Raw genomic sequence first — 17,096 nt, 5'->3', positions numbered from 1 at the left:
ACGACGAAGGCAGGCTTCCCGAGAGAACGGGATTGGACAAAGGCGTCCTCGTCAGGCCACTGACGGGACGCCTTTTTTGTTTGCGCGCATTTTGTCGAGCCAGGCGTCACTGACCCTGCCTGAGCTCCGGAGAAGCCCATGAAAAGACTCAAACTGGTGATGATCGGCAACGGCATGGCCGGGGTCCGCACCCTGGAAGAACTGCTCAAGCTGAGCGATGAGCTGTACGACATCACGGTCTTCGGCGCCGAACCCCACACCAACTACAACCGCATCCTGCTGTCGCCGGTGCTGGCCGGAGAACAGACGTTCGAGGACATCGTCCTCAACGACCTGGACTGGTACCTGGACCACCACATCAAGCTGCTGCTCAACCGCAAGGTGGTAGAGATCGACCGGATCAGGCGCCGGGTGATCGCCGAGGACGGCAGCGAAGCCGAGTATGACCGTCTGCTGATCGCCACCGGCTCCACGCCCTTTATCCTGCCGATTCCCGGCAAGGACCTGCAGGGGGTGATCGGCTATCGCGACATTGCCGACACCCAGGCGATGATCGACACGGCCAAGACTCACACGCATGCGGTGGTGATCGGCGGCGGCCTGCTGGGGCTGGAGGCCGCCAACGGCCTCAAGCTGCGCGGCATGGATGTGACCGTGGTGCATATCGGCGAATGGCTGCTGGAGCGACAACTGGACCAGACCAGCGGCCAGTTGTTGCAAAACGCCCTGGAAAGCCGCGGCCTGAAGTTCCGCCTGTGCGAACAGACCCAGGCCCTGATCGACGCCGGCAATGGTCGGGTCGGGTCGGTGCAGTTCAAGAATGGCGAGATCATCCCCGCCGATCTGGTGGTGATGGCCGCCGGCATCCGCCCCAACACCGAGCTGGCGGAACGGGCCGGCCTGCCCTGCAACCGCGGGATACTGGTCAACGACACCCTGCAGACCTTTGACCCGCGCATCTACGCCATCGGCGAGTGCGCCAGCCACCGCGGTATCGCCTACGGCCTGGTGGCGCCGTTGTTCGAACAGGCCAAGGTCTGCGCCAACCACCTGGCCCAACTGGGCTTCGCCCGCTACCAGGGCTCGGTGACGTCCACCAAGTTGAAGGTCACTGGCATTGATCTGTTTTCCGCCGGGGATTTCATGGGTGGCGACGGTACCGAAACCATCACCCTCGCCGACCCCATTGGCGGGGTCTACAAGAAGCTGGTGATCAAGGACGACGTGCTGGTCGGCGCCTGCCTGTATGGCGACACCGCGGATGGCGGCTGGTACTTCCGGCAGATCCGCGAGCAGCAGGCCATCGGCGAGATCCGCGACCACCTGATGTTCGGTGAGAACGCGCTGGGCGACGTCGGCCATCAGGGCCAGGACAAGGCCATGAGCATGGCCGACACTGCCGAGGTCTGTGGCTGCAATGGGGTGTGCAAGGGCACCATCGTCAAGGCCATTCAGGAACAGGGGCTGTTCAGCGTCGACGAGGTCAAGAAGCAAACCAAGGCCGCCAGCTCCTGCGGCTCCTGTGCCGGGCTGGTGGAACAGATCCTGATCAATACCGTGGGCGGCGCGGCGGACGTCAAGCCGAAAAGCGAAAAAGCCATCTGCGCCTGCAGCGACCTGAACCACGGGCAGATCCGCCAGACGATCCGCGACCAGCACCTGCTGACCATCGCCGGCACCATGAGCTACCTCAACTGGCGCACCCCTAACGGCTGTGCCACTTGCCGTCCGGCGCTGAACTACTACCTGATCTCCACCTGGCCGGGGGAAGCCCGGGACGATCCGCAATCGCGGCTGATCAACGAACGGGCCCACGCCAACATCCAGAAAGACGGGACCTACTCGGTGGTGCCGCGGATGTGGGGCGGCGTGACCAATCCGTCCGAGCTGCGACGCATCGCCGATGTCGCCGACAAGTACCAGGTGCCCATGGTCAAGGTCACCGGCGGCCAGCGCATCGACCTGCTGGGCATCCGCAAGGAAGACTTGCCCGGAGTCTGGAAAGACCTGGACATGCCGTCCGGCCACGCCTACGGCAAATCCATCCGCACCGTGAAGACCTGCGTCGGCAGCGAGTTCTGCCGCTTCGGCACGCAGAACTCCACCCAGCTGGGAATCGAGCTGGAACACGACCTGTTCAACATGTGGTCGCCGCACAAGGTCAAGCTGGCGGTCTCCGGTTGCCCGCGCAACTGCTCGGAAGCCGGGATCAAGGACGTGGGCATCATCGGCGTCGATTCGGGCTGGGAGATGTACATCGGCGGCAACGGCGGGATCAAGACCGAGGTGGCGGAGTTTTTCGTCAAGCTCAAGACCGCCGAAGAAGTGCGCGAATACAACGGCGCCTTCCTCCAGCTGTACCGCGAAGAAGCCTTCTACCTCGAACGCACCGTGCACTACCTGCAACGGGTCGGCATGGAACACGTGAAAAAGGCCGTGCTGGAAGACCCGCAGCGGCGCAAGGCGTTGAACGAGCGCCTGCAGTTTTCCCTGTCCTTCGAGCAGGACCCATGGCAACAGCGCCTGGCCGAGCCGCAGTTGAAAAAAGAGTTCGAGTCGATCCCCGTAAAACAACTGGAGGTGCCGGCATGAACTGGCTGGATATCTGCGCCCTGGAAGAGATCAATACCCTGGGCTCGCGCATCATCAAGGGCCCCAAGGGCGATATCGCAATTTTTCGTACCAGCGATGATCAAGTCTTCGCTCTCGACGATCGCTGCCCGCACAAGGGCGGGCCGCTATCCCAGGGGCTGATCTACGGCAAACGGGTAGCCTGCCCGCTGCACAACTGGCAGATCGATCTGGAGTCCGGCCAGGCCCAGGCCCCAGACCAAGGCTGCGCCCACCAGCATCTGGCCCGAGTGGAAAGCGGCCGGGTGCTGCTGGCCCTGCAGGATGCCGGGTAATGGAGCGCCAGAACACGGCCTCGACCTGCTGCTACTGCGGGGTCGGCTGCGGGGTACTGATCGAGCATGACGGCCGGCATATTCTCGGGGTCAGTGGCGACCCGACGCACCCGGCCAACTTCGGCAAACTGTGCAGCAAGGGCGCCAGCCTGCACCTGACCGGCGACCACGCGGCCCGCGCGCTGTACCCGGAACTGCGCCTGGGCAAGGCCCTGGCCCGCAACCGCTGCGACTGGGACAGCGCCCTGGAACATGCCGCCGGGGTGTTCGCCCAGGCCATCGCCGAGCACGGCCCGGACAGCGTGGCGTTCTATATTTCCGGGCAACTGCTGACCGAGGACTACTACGCCTTCAACAAACTGGCCCGGGCCCTGGTGGGCACCAACAACATCGACAGCAATTCCCGGCTGTGCATGTCTTCGGCGGTGGTGGGCTACAAGCGCAGCCTGGGGGCCGACGCGCCGCCGTGCAGCTATGAGGATCTGGAGCAAAGCGACTGCGTGATGATCGTCGGTAGCAACATGGCCTACGCCCATCCGGTGTTGTTTCGTCGCCTGGAACAGGCCAAAAGCCAACGCCCACAGATGAAAGTCATAGTGATCGACCCGCGTCGTACCGACACTTGCGACCTGGCTGACCTGCACCTGGCGATCTTGCCCGGCACAGATGTCGCTTTATTTCACGGCATCCTTCACCTGCTGCTGTGGGAGGACTGGATCGACCGGGATTTCATCCAGCAACACACCGAGGGCCTGGTGCAGCTTAAGGCGCTGGTCCGCGACTACACCCCGCCGATGGTGGCCCAGCTGTGCGGCATCAGCCTCGAGCAATTGCAGGAATGCGCCCAGTGGGTGGGCAATGCGCCAAGTTTTCTGTCCCTGTGGTGCATGGGCCTGAACCAGTCCAGCGCCGGCAGCGCGAAAAACAGTGCATTGATCAACCTGCACCTGGCTACCGGGCAAATCGGCCGCCCCGGTGCAGGCCCCTTCTCGCTCACCGGTCAGCCCAATGCCATGGGTGGGCGCGAAACCGGCAGCTTGAGCAACCTGCTGCCTGGACACCGCGAGGCTGCCGACCCGGAACACCGCGCCGAAGTCGCCGCCTACTGGGGCGTGGAGCAACTGCCCGCCAGCCCTGGCTTGAGCGCAATGGAGCTGTTTGAACAGATGCGCAGCGGCCGCATCAAGGCCTTGTGGATCGCCTGCACCAACCCGGCGCAATCCCTGCCGGACCAGAACCGAGTGCACGAGGCGCTGCTGAACTGCCCTTTCGTGGTTCTGCAGGAAGCCTTTGCCAACACCGAAACCGCGGCATTCGCCGACCTGTTGCTGCCAGCCGCCAGTTGGGGCGAAAAACAAGGCTCGGTGACCAACTCCGAGCGCCGGGTTTCCCATGTCCGCCAGGCCGTTGCCGCTCCCGGCGAGGCCCGAGCGGATTGGGCGATCACCGTGGATTTTGCTCAACGCCTGGAGCGATTCCTGCGCCCCGACCTGCCGAGCCTGTTTGCCTTCGATAGCGCCGCCCGGGTGTTCGATGAATACAAGGGCCTGACCCGCGGCCGCGACCTGGATCTGAGCGGCCTCAGCCACGAGTTGCTCGACCGCCTCGGCCCACAACAATGGCCCTTCCCTGAAGGCGCGACCCAGGGTACTGAGCGCCTGTATGTACACGGGATCTTTCCCACCGCCAATGGCCGTGCGCGTTTTGTCAGCGACCCTTATGTAGCAGCCAAGGAGCAGCGGGACGCACGCTTCCCCCTGACCCTGATCACTGGCCGCCTGCGCGACCAATGGCACGGCATGAGCCGTACGGGCACTGCGGCGCAGTTATTCGGCCATGTCAGCGAAGCCTTGCTGAGCCTGCATCCGGACGAACTGCGGCGCCAACGCCTGCGAGATGGAGAACTGGTGAACCTGAAGAGCCGGCGCGGCAGCGTAATCGTGGCAGTGACCGGCGATGACAGCGTGCGCCCCGGGCAAGCCTTCCTGCCCATGCACTTCGGCGATCGCTTCCTCAAGGGCGGGGTCAATGCCGTCACCCAGCCCGCCTTCGACCCCTTGTCCAAACAGCCGGAACTCAAGCACAGCGGCGTGCGCCTGGAACCGGTGCAACTGCCTTGGCAACTATTCGTGCTGATTGAAGGTGATGTGCAGGCGCATTTCCGGGCCCTACGCCCTCTTTGCCAGGCTCTGGCCTATGTCAGCCTCAGCCTGACCGGTCGCGAGCGCCCGGCACTGGTGATTCGCGCCGCCCATGCGCAAGCACCACAAGCGGCACTGCTTCAGGCCATCGACCGGCAATTGCAGCTCGACACAGGCCCGGTACTGGCCTACGACGACCTGCGCCGGGCCATCGGCAAGCGAGTGCGGATCGAACAGGGGCGAATTATCGCCATCCGCTTGTCCGGGGAAACCCTGGCACAGCATTGGCTGCACGAGCTGTGGCAGCAAGGCCGCGCCGATGAACAACTAAGGCGCTGGCTGCTGGCGCCGATGAGTGCACCGCCAGACGCCAGCGGCCTGGGAGGACAACAGGAGCGCATCTTGTGCAATTGCAGGAACGTCAGCCACAGCGCGGTCTGCGCCGGAATCGCGCAAGGCCTGGATATGGAACAACTGAAACAGCAACTGGGTTGCGGCAGCCAATGTGGCTCCTGCGTGCCGGAGATCAAGCGCCTGCTCGCGGCTTGCGTGCAACCTGTCGTCGCCCTGGAGTGAGGAAACCCCTATGAATGCAAAAGTCTGGTTGGTAGGCGCTGGCCCCGGAGACCCGGAGTTGCTGACCCTCAAGGCCGTACGCGCCCTCGGTGAGGCCAATGTGGTGCTGATCGATGACCTGGTGAACCCTGCCGTGCTGGAGCATTGCCCCGGGGCGCGTGTGATTCCGGTGGGCAAGCGCGGCGGTTGTCGCTCGACGCCCCAAGCCTTTATCTACCGCTTGATGCTGCGCTACGCCCGACAGGGCCGCTGCGTAGTGCGCCTCAAAGGCGGCGACCCGTGCATTTTCGGGCGTGGCGGCGAGGAGGCGCAGTGGCTCAAGGCACGGGGCATCGAAGTGGAGCTGGTAAACGGCATAACCGCCGGCCTGGCAGGTGCCACACGCTGTGATATTCCCCTGACCCTACGCGGCGTTGCTCGAGGCGTGACTCTGGTAACTGCTCATACGCAGGACGACAGCCAACTGAACTGGCAAGCGCTGGCACACAACGGAACGACCCTGGTGATCTACATGGGGGTGGCGAAGCTGGCGGAGATTGCCGAGCAGTTGCTCGGTGGTGCACTGGCGGCGGATACGCCGGTGGCGATGATTGAAAACGCCTCGCTGCCGCAGCAGCGCGAATGCCGCAGCGTACTGGCGAACATGGAACGCGACGCCCAGGTTTTCGCCCTCAAGAGCCCGGCAATCCTGGTTATCGGGGCAGTCGCGGCAACCGCGTCGGTCACGGCCCCTACCTCTGAAACCCAGGTGCAACTGGCCTGACTCTCGCGCCAGGAAGGCAAATCGCAGGCAAAGAAAAACCCGGCCTAGGCCGGGTTTTTCCAAGCTACAAGGCTAATTACTTAGCTTGAGCTTCTACCGAGGCTTCTACGCGACGGTTAACTGCGCGACCAGCTTCAGTTGCGTTGTCGGCAACTGGGCGGGACTCACCGTAACCAACGGATTGAACGCGGTTAGCGCCAACGCCGTACTGGTTAACCAGAACTTGTTTAACGGCGTTTGCACGACGCTCAGACAGCTTCTGGTTGTAAGCGTCAGGACCGACGGAGTCAGTGTGACCTTCAACAACGGTGGTGGTCTGTGGGTACTGCTTCATGAAGTCAGCGAGGTTCTTGATGTCAGCGTAGCTGTTAGGCTTGACGACCGACTTGTCGAAGTCGAACTTCACGTCCAGCTCAACACGAACCACTTCAGCAACTGGAGCTTCTGGAGCTGGCTCTGGAGCTGGAGCTGGTGCTACTGGAGCTGGAGCGACTTTGCCGCCGCTGCCACCGAAGTTCACACCCAGGCCGATGGTAGGAGCGTAGTCCCACTTGCCGTTGTCCAGCTTGTAGTCAGCTTCAACGCCAGCACGGGCGAACAGGTTGTCGGTGATGTACCACTTAACACCAGCGCCTGCAGTCAGGAAAGTCGACTGATCGCGACCGCTGTGGCCGTCGGCCTCAACGTTGGTCATGCTCTTGTGAGCAACACCGCCGGAAACGTATGGACGCAGAGCGTCACCCACGGTACCAAAGTGGTACTGAGCGTTCAGGCCGAAGTTGTCGCCTTTGATTTTCTGGTTACCAGTACCGTCGTTGGAACGGGTGTGGTTGGTCTTGTCGTAAGTGGCGTTCAACGACAGATCGTCGGTCAGGAAGTAGCCGATCGATGCGCCTGGGTTGAAGCCGTCTTCAACGTGCTTAACGCTGTCGTTGTACTGTTTTTTGTAAAACAGTTCACCCTCGACCGCGCCTTGGCCTTGCGCCAGAACGCCGAACGAAGTCACGGCAACAATAGAACCAATGGCAATGCCCAAGGTGTTTTTCAGTTTCATCCGTTAAATCCCCATCTGGTGATTGTAAAGCAGTCCCACATACCGGGGGACAACTCGGCGGTAAGTCTATCAGAACTCACCTAGACGTAAGAGATATTTGCGCCGAACTAAGTTTCAGCAATACCTGCAAATTTCTCACGCAATTTATCAAGAGCACGTTTGTAACGCATCTTTGTAGCACTCAACCCCATATGCATGATGTCCGCGATCTCTTGAAACTCCAGCTCTGCGACAAATCGTAGCACCAGAATTTCCCGATCAATCGGATTCACATGCACCAACCAGCGATCAAGTCCACCCTTTTCCTCAGGTTTCGGCGCCTTCTCTTCAGACGCCTCCTCGAGGGGGTCAAGACTTAAAGCGTCCATCAACCGACGCTTGCGCCGCTCCTTGCGATACTGCGTGATGCACTCGTTGTACGTGATGCTATATAGCCATGTCTTGAACTTCGATTTACCCTCAAAGTTCTTAAGGCCATACAGCACCTTCAACATCACTTCCTGACAGACATCATCCGCATCCCGATCGTTCCCCAGATAACGTGCACAAACATTAAATAGGGTCCTCTGATAGCGCCGCATCAACTCTTCATAGGCGCGTGTTACGTGAAACAGCTCCGTATGTGAGCGCGCAACCAACTCCTCATCAGAGAGCTCACGGGGGTCATAGCGCGTGGATAGCGATTGGGTTTTATTCAAAACGAGTCGTGCCGACAGTCAGGTCAATGTCCGCCGCAGCCCGATGACGGGCATTTTGCGGCGGCATACATTAGCAGGGTTTGCCGGGTTAGCGGCTACTTACATGCTGCTCCAGCAGGATCCGATTGGAGAGAGAGACTAGCTCACCCTCATCGGTCAGCAATGTAGTTTTAACCGTGCCAATCTCTTCGATCTGGCCTTCGACCTCACCAACGCGTACTTGTTGCCCAACCTGATACAACTCACGCACATAGATTCCCGCAAGAATCTGCCCGGCAATTTCCCGGCTTCCCAACCCCATGGCCAGTGCAACAGCCAGACCAACGGTAATCAATACAATGACGATCACATGGTTGAGCAGGTCGGTTTTGACCTCCAACTGACTGATCGCCACGGAAATACTGATGATGATCACCAGCCCCTGAGCAATTCGCCCCAGGCCGCTGGCGTAATCCAGGCCTACGCCTTCTGCGGCGCCGCGCACCAGGCCATTGGCCAGTTGCGCCAGCAAAACCCCCACCAGCAGCACCAGCGCAGCACCGAAAACCTTCGGTAAATACAGCGCAAGCATATCGAGCGTAGCCGAAACTCGCTCAAGGCCAAGGGATTCAGCAGCAGAAACCAGAAAAATCAGCAAAACGAACCAATAGACGATCTTGCCGATCAGGGTCGAGATGGGTACCTGCAAACCCGCACGAGACAGCAACTTGGTCAGGCCGGTGCCGCCCATGAGGCGATCCAGGCCCAGCTTGGCCAGCAACTTAGAAAGCAGGGTATCGAGCAGCTTGGCTACCACGAAGCCCAGCAACAGCACCACCAACGCGCCGAACAGGTTCGGAATGAAGTTCGCCACCTTGGTCCACAAGGCGGTCATCGCCGTGACGAGGCTCTGCGTCCAGAGATCCAGTTCCATATTCAATCAGCCTTATCAGCAGTGCGAGCAGAAGATTTACGACGAGAAACCGGCGCAATATGAGCCGATCCGTTATTCAAGGCGATCATCAGCGCCGGCAGCCAGCGGCCCAGAAGGCTGAACAGATCCCCCGCCCCCACCTGACGGTTGGCGGTTTTCAGTACGCGGCCCAGGCAGGCATCGTCATCGCGGCTCGATGGCGAGGCTTTGAGCATGTCACGCAAAGACTGTTCAAACGGATCGTGCATACGCACCTCTGGTGATGTCTGAAAAAGACGCGATCAGATTTATTCGGGTCACATGAAGCATCATCACACCCAGCGCAAACGACGAAACAACCACCATTGCCCCACGGCCACCGCCAACAATAAAAGGCAGGCGATGATGAAACCATAAGGGCTGGCCGAGAACGGAATGCCGCCAACGTTGATCCCCAAAAGGCCGGTGAGAAAACTCATCGGCAGGAAGATCCCGGTAATGATCCCGAAGCGGTACATGGTGCGATTCATGCGCACGCTCAAACGCCGGTCTTCGGCCTCCAGCACAAGCCCCACGCGCTCTCGGGTCAATTCCAGCTCTTCCAGGTAACGGGTCAGACTGTTGTGCAGCTCGTTCCAGTAATCACCATCGTCCACGGCGAACCAGGGCAGTTTTATCCGGCTCAACTGGGCGAAGATATCCCGCTGCGGAGCCAGGAAGCGCTTGAGCCCGGCAGCCCGCCGACGGATCTGCAAAATGCTGCCGTGCTCGGGGGTATACCGTTCGTCGGCATCCAGTTTTTCTTCCTCGCCATCGACCACTTCCGAGAGGTCGCTGACCAGATTCTGCACCTTGTGGGTCAGGTACTCGGCCATATAAAGGAGGAGTTCGGCAGACGTCTTCGGCCCTCGGCCCTCGGCAAGCTGCACCAGCAACTCATCGGTGGCGCGCAACTGACGCAGGCGCAAGGAAATCACCCGCTGGGCAGAGGCAAAGATCCGCACCGAGACCATGTCTTCCGGCTCGGCCCCCGGGTTCAGGTTGATACCCCGCAGAAACAGCAGCAACTCCGAGTCCGGGAGCGCCAGCAGGCGTGGGCGGGTGTTTTCCTCCAGCAGCAGGTCACAGCTGAACTCGCTCAGGCCGCTGGAGCGACGCAACCAGGTCTGGGTCTGCGGATGACTGCGATCCCAATGCAGCCACAGGCTTTCATGTGCCTGCAGTTGCAGGTCGTCGAGCTCAGTCCGGGCAATCGAACGCGCACCGCCTTCACCATCCAGTACCAGGGCATGTACCAGCCCCCATTGCGCGTTTTCTTCCTCGAACATCCGCATCCCTTGTCAGGTCGATTGTTTATTCAGGCATTTTCAGCGGGCTTGGCGAAACGATCACGCCATTGTTGTCGGCGTAGACATACTCGCCAGGACGAAAAGTCACACCGGCAAAGGTCACCGCCACATTGAGGTCGCCGATGCCGCGCTTGTCAGTCTTCATCGGGTGGCTGGCCAAGGCCTGGACGCCAAGATCGGTCTGGGCGATGACATCCACATCACGGATGCAACCGTAGATCACCAATCCTTCCCAACCGTTTTTTGCGGCTTTCTCGGCCAGCATGTCGCCCAGCAGGGCGCGGCGCAGCGAGCCGCCACCATCCACCACCAACACCTTGCCCTGCCCCTTGAGTTCCACTTGTTCCTTGACCAGCGAGTTGTCCTCGAAGCACTTGATGGTGACGATTTCACCGCCAAAGGAATCGCGACCACCGAAATTGCTGAACATCGGCTCTACCACCTGCACCAGGTCCGGGTAGGCGTCGCACAGGTCGGGAGTGAGGTAATGGTTCATCGAGAAACTCCTGTAACAGAAAGAACACGATCGAAGGTGTCGGTGCTGCCTTATATAGATACGCGCCCAGACCGCAGATGTTTAACCTGCAAGGCCTGATGAGCGAACCCGCCTGCCCCGTATTTTCGCAGCCAGGCCAGCGGAACGGAAAGCCGACTCAATAACTGAATGTGACCAGAACAGCGCAATGCGTCATATCTTAGCCGCAAGCGCTATCGAGCGAAATGCCCTTGTCAGAGCCTTCGCCTCAAACCGCAGCCACGGGTTCGGCAACAGAAACCAGCAATGGAGCCTGCTGATCCTTGAGCCAGCACGCGACCAGCGGCCAGACCTCAGTCTGCGCCGGTTTGCTCACCAGCATCTCGACGTGACCGAAATTACCGCTGAATCCCTGCTCGCGTCCCAGGCAGACAAATTGTTTCTGCTCGCTGCCCAACTGCTCGAACAACTTGCGACAGGCCCAGGTCGGATCCTGATGATCCCCTGCGGCACTGACTGCCAGTGCCGGCACCGTAACCTGCGCCAGGCCCGCCCACCAATCCTTGTCGGCATCGCCGAAACGACCAAACAATCCATGCCAGCGCATGCTCTCCAGAGCCAGCCCGATGGGCTCGTCCTCGGGGCCGCGCTTGAGCCGCGAGCCGGACAACTGAGCAAAGCGCTTGATCACCAGGCGCCCACCCCACTCCACCATCGGGATCTTCAAGGGCCAGTAGGTACGGCTGATCTGGGTACCGAAAAACGCCGCCGAAGCCACGCCCGCATCACCCAGGTATTGCCCGCCCAACGCCGCCGCCAGGGTAGTGCCGCCCAGGGAATGACCGATCCAATGGGGAACCTGCACACTTTGCTCACGGACGAAGGCGGCAATTGCCGGCAAATCGTACCGAGCGTAGTCGGCGACACGGTTCTTGCGGTAGTCGGCATTGCGGCGCGACAAACCGTGACCGCGCATTTCAGGAATCCACACATCGAATCCCGCGCGGGCCAGATAGGCCCCCAGCCCGATGCCCTTGGGCGAATACCAGAAACGTCGATTGGAAAAGCTGCCATGCAGCAGGACCACGGGGATTCCCCGGGCTTCAGGCTCATCGGCCAGCCCCAGGCGGGTAACGGCCAACTCCACGGAAGGGTCGGGACTGTTGCCGGGCTTCAAGCGATAGACATCTTCGCTGAGGTCGCCTCGACGCTCGGCACTGATCAAGGCGACCGGAAATAGGTTGCTGCTGCTTTGCATATTCTTCTTGCACAAAAAAGGGCGGCATCCAGAAGAAGCACGCCCTGCTTGAATCTTCAAGAGCCAGCCAGCCTTGCGACCGACCGGCTCTGCACTCACCGATTACGCCGCGCCTTGACCTTCAGCCAGGAAGAACCAGGTTTCCAGTACCGAGTCCGGGTTCAGCGAAACGCTTTCAATGCCCTGCTCCATCAACCACTTGGCCAGGTCCGGGTGGTCCGAAGGCCCCTGGCCGCAGATGCCGATGTACTTGCCAGCCTTGTTGCAGGCGGCAATGGCATTGGCCAGCAGCTTCTTGACCGCAGGATTACGCTCGTCGAACAGGTGGGCGATGATCCCCGAGTCACGGTCCAGGCCCAGGGTCAGTTGGGTCAGGTCGTTGGAGCCGATGGAGAAACCATCGAAGTACTCGAGGAACTCGTCAGCCAGAATGGCGTTGGACGGCAGTTCGCACATCATGATCACGCGCAGGCCGTTCTCGCCGCGCTTGAGGCCGTTTTCAGCCAGCAGATCAACTACTTGGCTGGCCTCGCCCAGGGTGCGCACGAACGGCACCATGATTTCGACGTTGGTCAGGCCCATCTCGTTGCGCACGCGCTTCAGGGCGCGGCATTCGAGCTCGAAGCAGTCACGGAAGGATTCGCTGATGTAACGCGAAGCACCGCGGAAGCCCAGCATCGGGTTCTCTTCTTCCGGCTCGTAGAGCTTGCCACCGATCAGGTTGGCGTATTCGTTGGACTTGAAGTCCGACAGACGCACGATGACCTTCTTCGGTGTGAACGCCGCAGCCAGGGTGCTGATGCCTTCAACCAGCTTGTCGACGTAGAAGTCCACAGGATCGTGGTAGCCGGCAATACGCTTGTCGACGCTGTCCTTGATCTCTTGTGGCAGCCCGGCGTAGTTCAGCAGTGCCTTGGGGTGCACGCCGATCATGCGGTTGATGATGAACTCCAGGCGGGCCAGGCCCACGCCGGCGTTCGGCAGCTGGGCGAAGTCGAAGGCACGGTCCGGGTTGCCGACGTTCATCATGATCTTGAACGGCAGCTCCGGCATGGCATCCACCGAGTTCTGCTTGATGTCGAAGCCCAGTTCGCCTTCGAAGATGAAACCGGTGTCGCCTTCAGCGCAGGAAACGGTCACGCCCTGGCCATCTTTCAGCAGCTCGGTGGCGTTGCCGCAACCCACTACTGCCGGAATGCCCAGCTCGCGAGCGATGATTGCTGCGTGGCAGGTCCGGCCGCCGCGGTTGGTGACGATGGCGCTGGCGCGCTTCATCACCGGCTCCCAGTCCGGGTCGGTCATGTCGGAGACCAGCACGTCGCCGGCCTGGACCTTGTCCATCTCGGACACGTCCTTGATGATCCGCACCTTGCCGGCGCCAATGCGCTGGCCGATGGCACGGCCTTCCACCAGCACGGTGCCGGTTTCCTTGAGCAGGTAGCGCTCCATGACATTGGCCTGGGTACGGCTCTTCACGGTTTCCGGACGGGCCTGGACGATGTACAGCTTGCCGTCGTCGCCGTCCTTGGCCCATTCGATGTCCATCGGGCACTGATAGTGCTTCTCGATGATCATCGCCTGCTTGGCCAGCTCGCTGACTTCAGCATCGGTCAGGCAGAAACGCGCGCGATCGGCGGCGTCCACGTCCACGGTTTTCACCGAGCGACCAGCCTTGGCTTCGTCGCCGTAGATCATCTTGATCGCCTTGCTGCCCAGGTTGCGGCGCAGGATGGCCGGACGACCGGCTTCAAGGGTGTTCTTGTGGACGTAGAATTCGTCCGGGTTTACCGCGCCCTGGACCACGGTTTCACCCAGGCCATAGGCGCCGGTGATGAATACCACGTCACGGAAGCCCGATTCGGTGTCGAGGGTGAACATCACGCCGGCGGTGCCGGTTTCCGAACGCACCATGCGCTGCACACCGGCAGACAGGGCCACCAGCTTGTGGTCGAACCCCTGGTGCACGCGGTAGGAAATGGCGCGGTCGTTGAAGAGCGAGGCGAACACTTCCTTGGCAGCGCGAATCACATTGTCCACGCCACGGATATTGAGGAAGGTTTCCTGCTGGCCGGCAAAGGAGGCGTCCGGCAAGTCTTCGGCGGTGGCCGAGGAACGCACGGCCACGGCGATGTCGGGATTGCCCGCCGACAGTGCGGCGAAGGCGGTACGGATCTCGGTGTTGAGGCGCTCGGGGAACTCGGCCTCCATGATCCACTGACGGATCTGCGCGCCGGTCTTGGCCAGGGCGTTGACGTCATCGACATCCAGCGCATCGAGCGCTGCATGGATCTGGTCGTTCAGACCACTCAACTCAAGAAAATCACGATAAGCCTGAGCTGTCGTGGCGAAGCCACCAGGGACCGATACGCCCGCACCTGCGAGGTTGCTGATCATCTCGCCCAGGGATGCGTTCTTGCCCCCCACATGCTCAACATCGTGTTTGCCGAGCTTATCGAGGGAAACTACGTACTCTACCAAGGTGATCTCTCCACTAACTGTGTTGGAAAAGCTCAGAAGCCGGCTGCTCCAGGGAGCGTTTGCCCGCTATATGGCCTGGACCTGGAAAATAAGTGAGAATGCGGGCCATTCCCGGCCGACAAATCGCGCCTATCATATCCAAGAATCGTCACTAGCTTAAGGCCCAAGCCGCAAATGAAACGATCTGCTTTCTTTATCTCCGACGGTACCGGCATCACAGCGGAAACCCTCGGCCAGAGCCTGTTGGCGCAGTTCGAAAACGTTACCTTCAGCAAATTCACGCGGCCGTATATCGACAGCATGGAAAAAGCGCGGGCCATGGTACAACAAATCAATATAGCCGCCGAAAAAGACGGCCATCGCCCGATTATCTTCGACACCATCGTCAATCAGGACATTCGTGAGATCCTCGCGACCTCCAATGGTTTCATGATCGACATCTTCTCGACCTTCCTCGCGCCCCTGGAACAGGAGCTGAGCGAACATTCCTCCTACTCCGTCGGCAAATCCCATTCCATTGGCCACAACTCCAACTACATGGAGCGGATCGAGGCGGTGAACTTCGCCCTGGACAACGACGACGGCGCCCGCACCCACTACTACGACAAGGCCGACCTGATCCTGGTGGGCGTATCGCGTTGCGGCAAGACCCCGACCTGCCTGTACATGGCCATGCAATTCGGCATCCGCGCGGCCAACTACCCGCTGACCGAGGAAGACATGGAGCGCCTGCAGCTGCCCAATGCCCTGCGCGCCCACAAGCACAAGCTGTTCGGCCTGACCATCGACCCCGACCGCCTCACCGCGATCCGCAACGAGCGCAAGCCCAACAGCCGCTATTCCAGCTACGCCCAGTGCGAATTCGAAGTGCGCGAAGTGGAAAACCTGTTCCGCCGCGAAAACATCCCCCACATCAATTCCACCCATTTCTCGGTGGAAGAGATCTCGGCCAAGATCCTCGTGGAAAAAGGCGTGGAACGGCGCTTCAAGTAACCTCTGCGCGACCGACGGCGAGGCCCGCACTGCCCCTCGCCTGCCGCCCTACCAGCGGGACAGCCCGCTCTCCTGCTTCAAGGCCGCGGCCAACGCGGCAAAGCCGTCCTGCAGCCGACGATCATCCGCGGAGGTATTGCAGACACTGGCCCGGACGAATTGCGGCACCGCCGCCTGGCCCACGGCAAAGGCTTCGGCAGTGGCCACCAGGTATCCCTGATGCTTGAGATCCGCCTCGATTTCAGAGGCACGCCACGGCTCCGGAACCCTGATCCAGAAATGCGGGCAACCCTCCGGACTGCGCCACTCCAGCCCCTGCAACACCTCCGTGACCAGCTCCTTGCGCCGGGCGATTTCGGCCATCTGCTGCTGACGCAGGCGCTCGGCAACTCCCGTGTCGATCCAGCCCGCTACCAGCTCCAGCGGCAAAGGCGTGGCCATCCAGCAGGTGGCGCGTACCGCTGCGGCCAAACGCCCCACCAGGGGCGACGGTGCATGCAGGAAACCGACCCGCAGCCCTGACGCCACGGCCTTGCTCAGGCTGCTGATCAGCACCGTGCGCTCCGCTGCGAAATGGGCCAGGGGCGCCGGGCGCCGCTCCATCAGCACGGCGTGGGTTTCATCCTCCAGAATCAACAGGTTATGCCGGCGACAGAGCTCCGCCACGGCCTCGCGCCGCGCAGCGGACTGCACCGCAGCCGTGGGGTTTTGCAGGGTCGGGGTGCAATACAGCGCTGAAATGCGGTGCTGCCGGCACGCTTCGTCCAGGGCCTCCGGCAACAGCCCCTGTGCGTCCATAGGCAACCCCAGGAGCTTGATGCCCAACATTCGCGCCGTGCTGATCAGGCCCGGATAGGTCAGGTGTTCAGTGGCCAGGGTATCGCCGGGCTTGAGCAGTGCCAGCAAGGCGACATGCAAGCCGTGCTGGGCGCCGTTGACGCAAATCACCTGCTCGGGATCCGCCTGCAGGCCATCCTGGGTCAGCCAGCGCGCACCCGCGGCGCGATACCGCGCCAGACCGGCCTCGGCGCTGTAACGGGCGATTTGCTGCAGCCCCAAAGGATCTTCTGCCAATGCCCGCAAGCCCTGAGCGATGAAATGGTTTTCCTGGCCGGGAATATGGGTGTTGCGGCTCATGTCGAACAGCGCCTCAGGCTCCTCGGCGACGTTGCGAAAGCCGCTGTCGCGCTGGCGCTGCAAACCGTCCTGGCGCACATAAGTACCATCGCCGACCCGTGCCACCACCTGTCCCAGGCGTTCCAGCTCGGCGTACGCGCGGCTGATGGTGCCAATGGTCACGCCCAGCTTGTCCGCCAGCAGGCGATGGGGCGGCAGCTTGCTACCGGGGGCCAGCGTACCGTCGGCAATGGCCTTTTCCAGGGTCTCGGCCAGTCGCTTGTACTTGGCGCCCACCCCTTCCTGCAATGCGGAACGCATCATTGACACTGTGTCAATACTTACTTTGACAGCCATCATTTTCACCAATAGCGTTGCTCAAGGGCTCAATTACCGC

General features: G+C 61.1%; 14 protein-coding genes. 5 read left to right on the top strand and 9 right to left on the bottom strand.

The window, feature by feature from the left end:
* Positions 1–138: 138 nt before the first annotated feature.
* The 4 genes from nirB to cobA are packed head-to-tail and all read left to right on the top strand — an operon-like array spanning position 139 to position 6,386.
* Complete coding sequence (nirB, locus tag AC1RGE_RS31035; RefSeq protein ID WP_492585656.1) at positions 139–2,592, top strand: nitrite reductase large subunit NirB; 2,454 nt, start codon at positions 139–141, stop codon at positions 2,590–2,592.
* Complete coding sequence (nirD, locus tag AC1RGE_RS31030) at positions 2,589–2,906, top strand: nitrite reductase small subunit NirD (RefSeq protein ID WP_492585654.1); 318 nt, start codon at positions 2,589–2,591, stop codon at positions 2,904–2,906. The genes nirB and nirD overlap by 4 nt, the downstream gene beginning before the upstream one ends.
* Positions 2,906–5,623, top strand: a complete 2,718-nt coding sequence (locus AC1RGE_RS31025) for a nitrate reductase (protein WP_492585653.1) — start codon at positions 2,906–2,908, stop codon at positions 5,621–5,623. Before nirD ends, AC1RGE_RS31025 begins: the two co-directional genes overlap by 1 nt.
* Positions 5,624–5,633: 10 nt before the next feature.
* Positions 5,634–6,386, top strand: a complete 753-nt coding sequence (gene cobA, locus AC1RGE_RS31020) for a uroporphyrinogen-III C-methyltransferase (RefSeq protein ID WP_492585651.1) — start codon at positions 5,634–5,636, stop codon at positions 6,384–6,386.
* Positions 6,387–6,462: 76 nt separating this feature from the next.
* On the opposite strand, the gene AC1RGE_RS31015 is transcribed toward cobA, so the two are convergent.
* From AC1RGE_RS31015 to ppsA, 8 genes are all read right to left on the bottom strand, one after another.
* Complete coding sequence (locus AC1RGE_RS31015) at positions 6,463–7,440, bottom strand: OmpA family protein (protein ID WP_492585649.1); 978 nt, start codon at positions 7,438–7,440, stop codon at positions 6,463–6,465.
* Between the two features lie 107 nt (positions 7,441–7,547).
* Positions 7,548–8,138 (bottom strand): RNA polymerase sigma factor SigX, encoded by a 591-nt coding sequence (sigX, locus tag AC1RGE_RS31010; RefSeq protein WP_011060195.1) that lies wholly within the window; start codon positions 8,136–8,138, stop codon positions 7,548–7,550.
* Between the two features lie 88 nt (positions 8,139–8,226).
* Positions 8,227–9,051: a mechanosensitive ion channel family protein gene (locus AC1RGE_RS31005; protein WP_008048604.1), complete on the bottom strand. Its 825-nt coding sequence runs from the start codon at positions 9,049–9,051 to the stop codon at positions 8,227–8,229.
* Between the two features lie 2 nt (positions 9,052–9,053).
* The gene (locus tag AC1RGE_RS31000; protein WP_011060193.1) at positions 9,054–9,299 is read right to left on the bottom strand and encodes a hypothetical protein; all 246 of its coding nucleotides are present in this window, start codon (positions 9,297–9,299) and stop codon (positions 9,054–9,056) included.
* Between the two features lie 63 nt (positions 9,300–9,362).
* A complete protein-coding gene (locus tag AC1RGE_RS30995) occupies positions 9,363–10,358 on the bottom strand; it encodes a zinc transporter ZntB (protein ID WP_011060192.1) in 996 nt (331 codons plus the stop codon).
* Between the two features lie 25 nt (positions 10,359–10,383).
* Positions 10,384–10,875 (bottom strand): ribonuclease E activity regulator RraA, encoded by a 492-nt coding sequence (gene rraA / locus AC1RGE_RS30990; RefSeq protein ID WP_011060191.1) that lies wholly within the window; start codon positions 10,873–10,875, stop codon positions 10,384–10,386.
* Positions 10,876–11,122: 247 nt separating this feature from the next.
* Positions 11,123–12,112, bottom strand: a complete 990-nt coding sequence (locus AC1RGE_RS30985) for an alpha/beta fold hydrolase (RefSeq protein WP_011060190.1) — start codon at positions 12,110–12,112, stop codon at positions 11,123–11,125.
* Between the two features lie 102 nt (positions 12,113–12,214).
* The gene (ppsA, locus tag AC1RGE_RS30980) at positions 12,215–14,590 is read right to left on the bottom strand and encodes a phosphoenolpyruvate synthase (RefSeq protein WP_041116859.1); all 2,376 of its coding nucleotides are present in this window, start codon (positions 14,588–14,590) and stop codon (positions 12,215–12,217) included.
* A 174-nt stretch (positions 14,591–14,764) separates the two neighbouring features.
* Between ppsA and ppsR the strand changes: the two genes are divergently transcribed.
* Entirely contained in the window at positions 14,765–15,583 is an 819-nt protein-coding gene (gene ppsR / locus AC1RGE_RS30975) for a posphoenolpyruvate synthetase regulatory kinase/phosphorylase PpsR (RefSeq protein WP_011060188.1), read from the top strand.
* A 48-nt stretch (positions 15,584–15,631) separates the two neighbouring features.
* On the opposite strand, the gene AC1RGE_RS30970 is transcribed toward ppsR, so the two are convergent.
* Positions 15,632–17,056, bottom strand: a complete 1,425-nt coding sequence (locus AC1RGE_RS30970; RefSeq protein WP_019093275.1) for an aminotransferase-like domain-containing protein — start codon at positions 17,054–17,056, stop codon at positions 15,632–15,634.
* Positions 17,057–17,096: the final 40 nt, after the last annotated feature.

The sequence above is a fragment of the Pseudomonas sp. GW823-FHT02C05 genome, from assembly GCF_058797595.1.
Note: the sequence above shows the minus strand (reverse complement) of the source record. Positions and strands in the feature narration are given on the sequence as shown.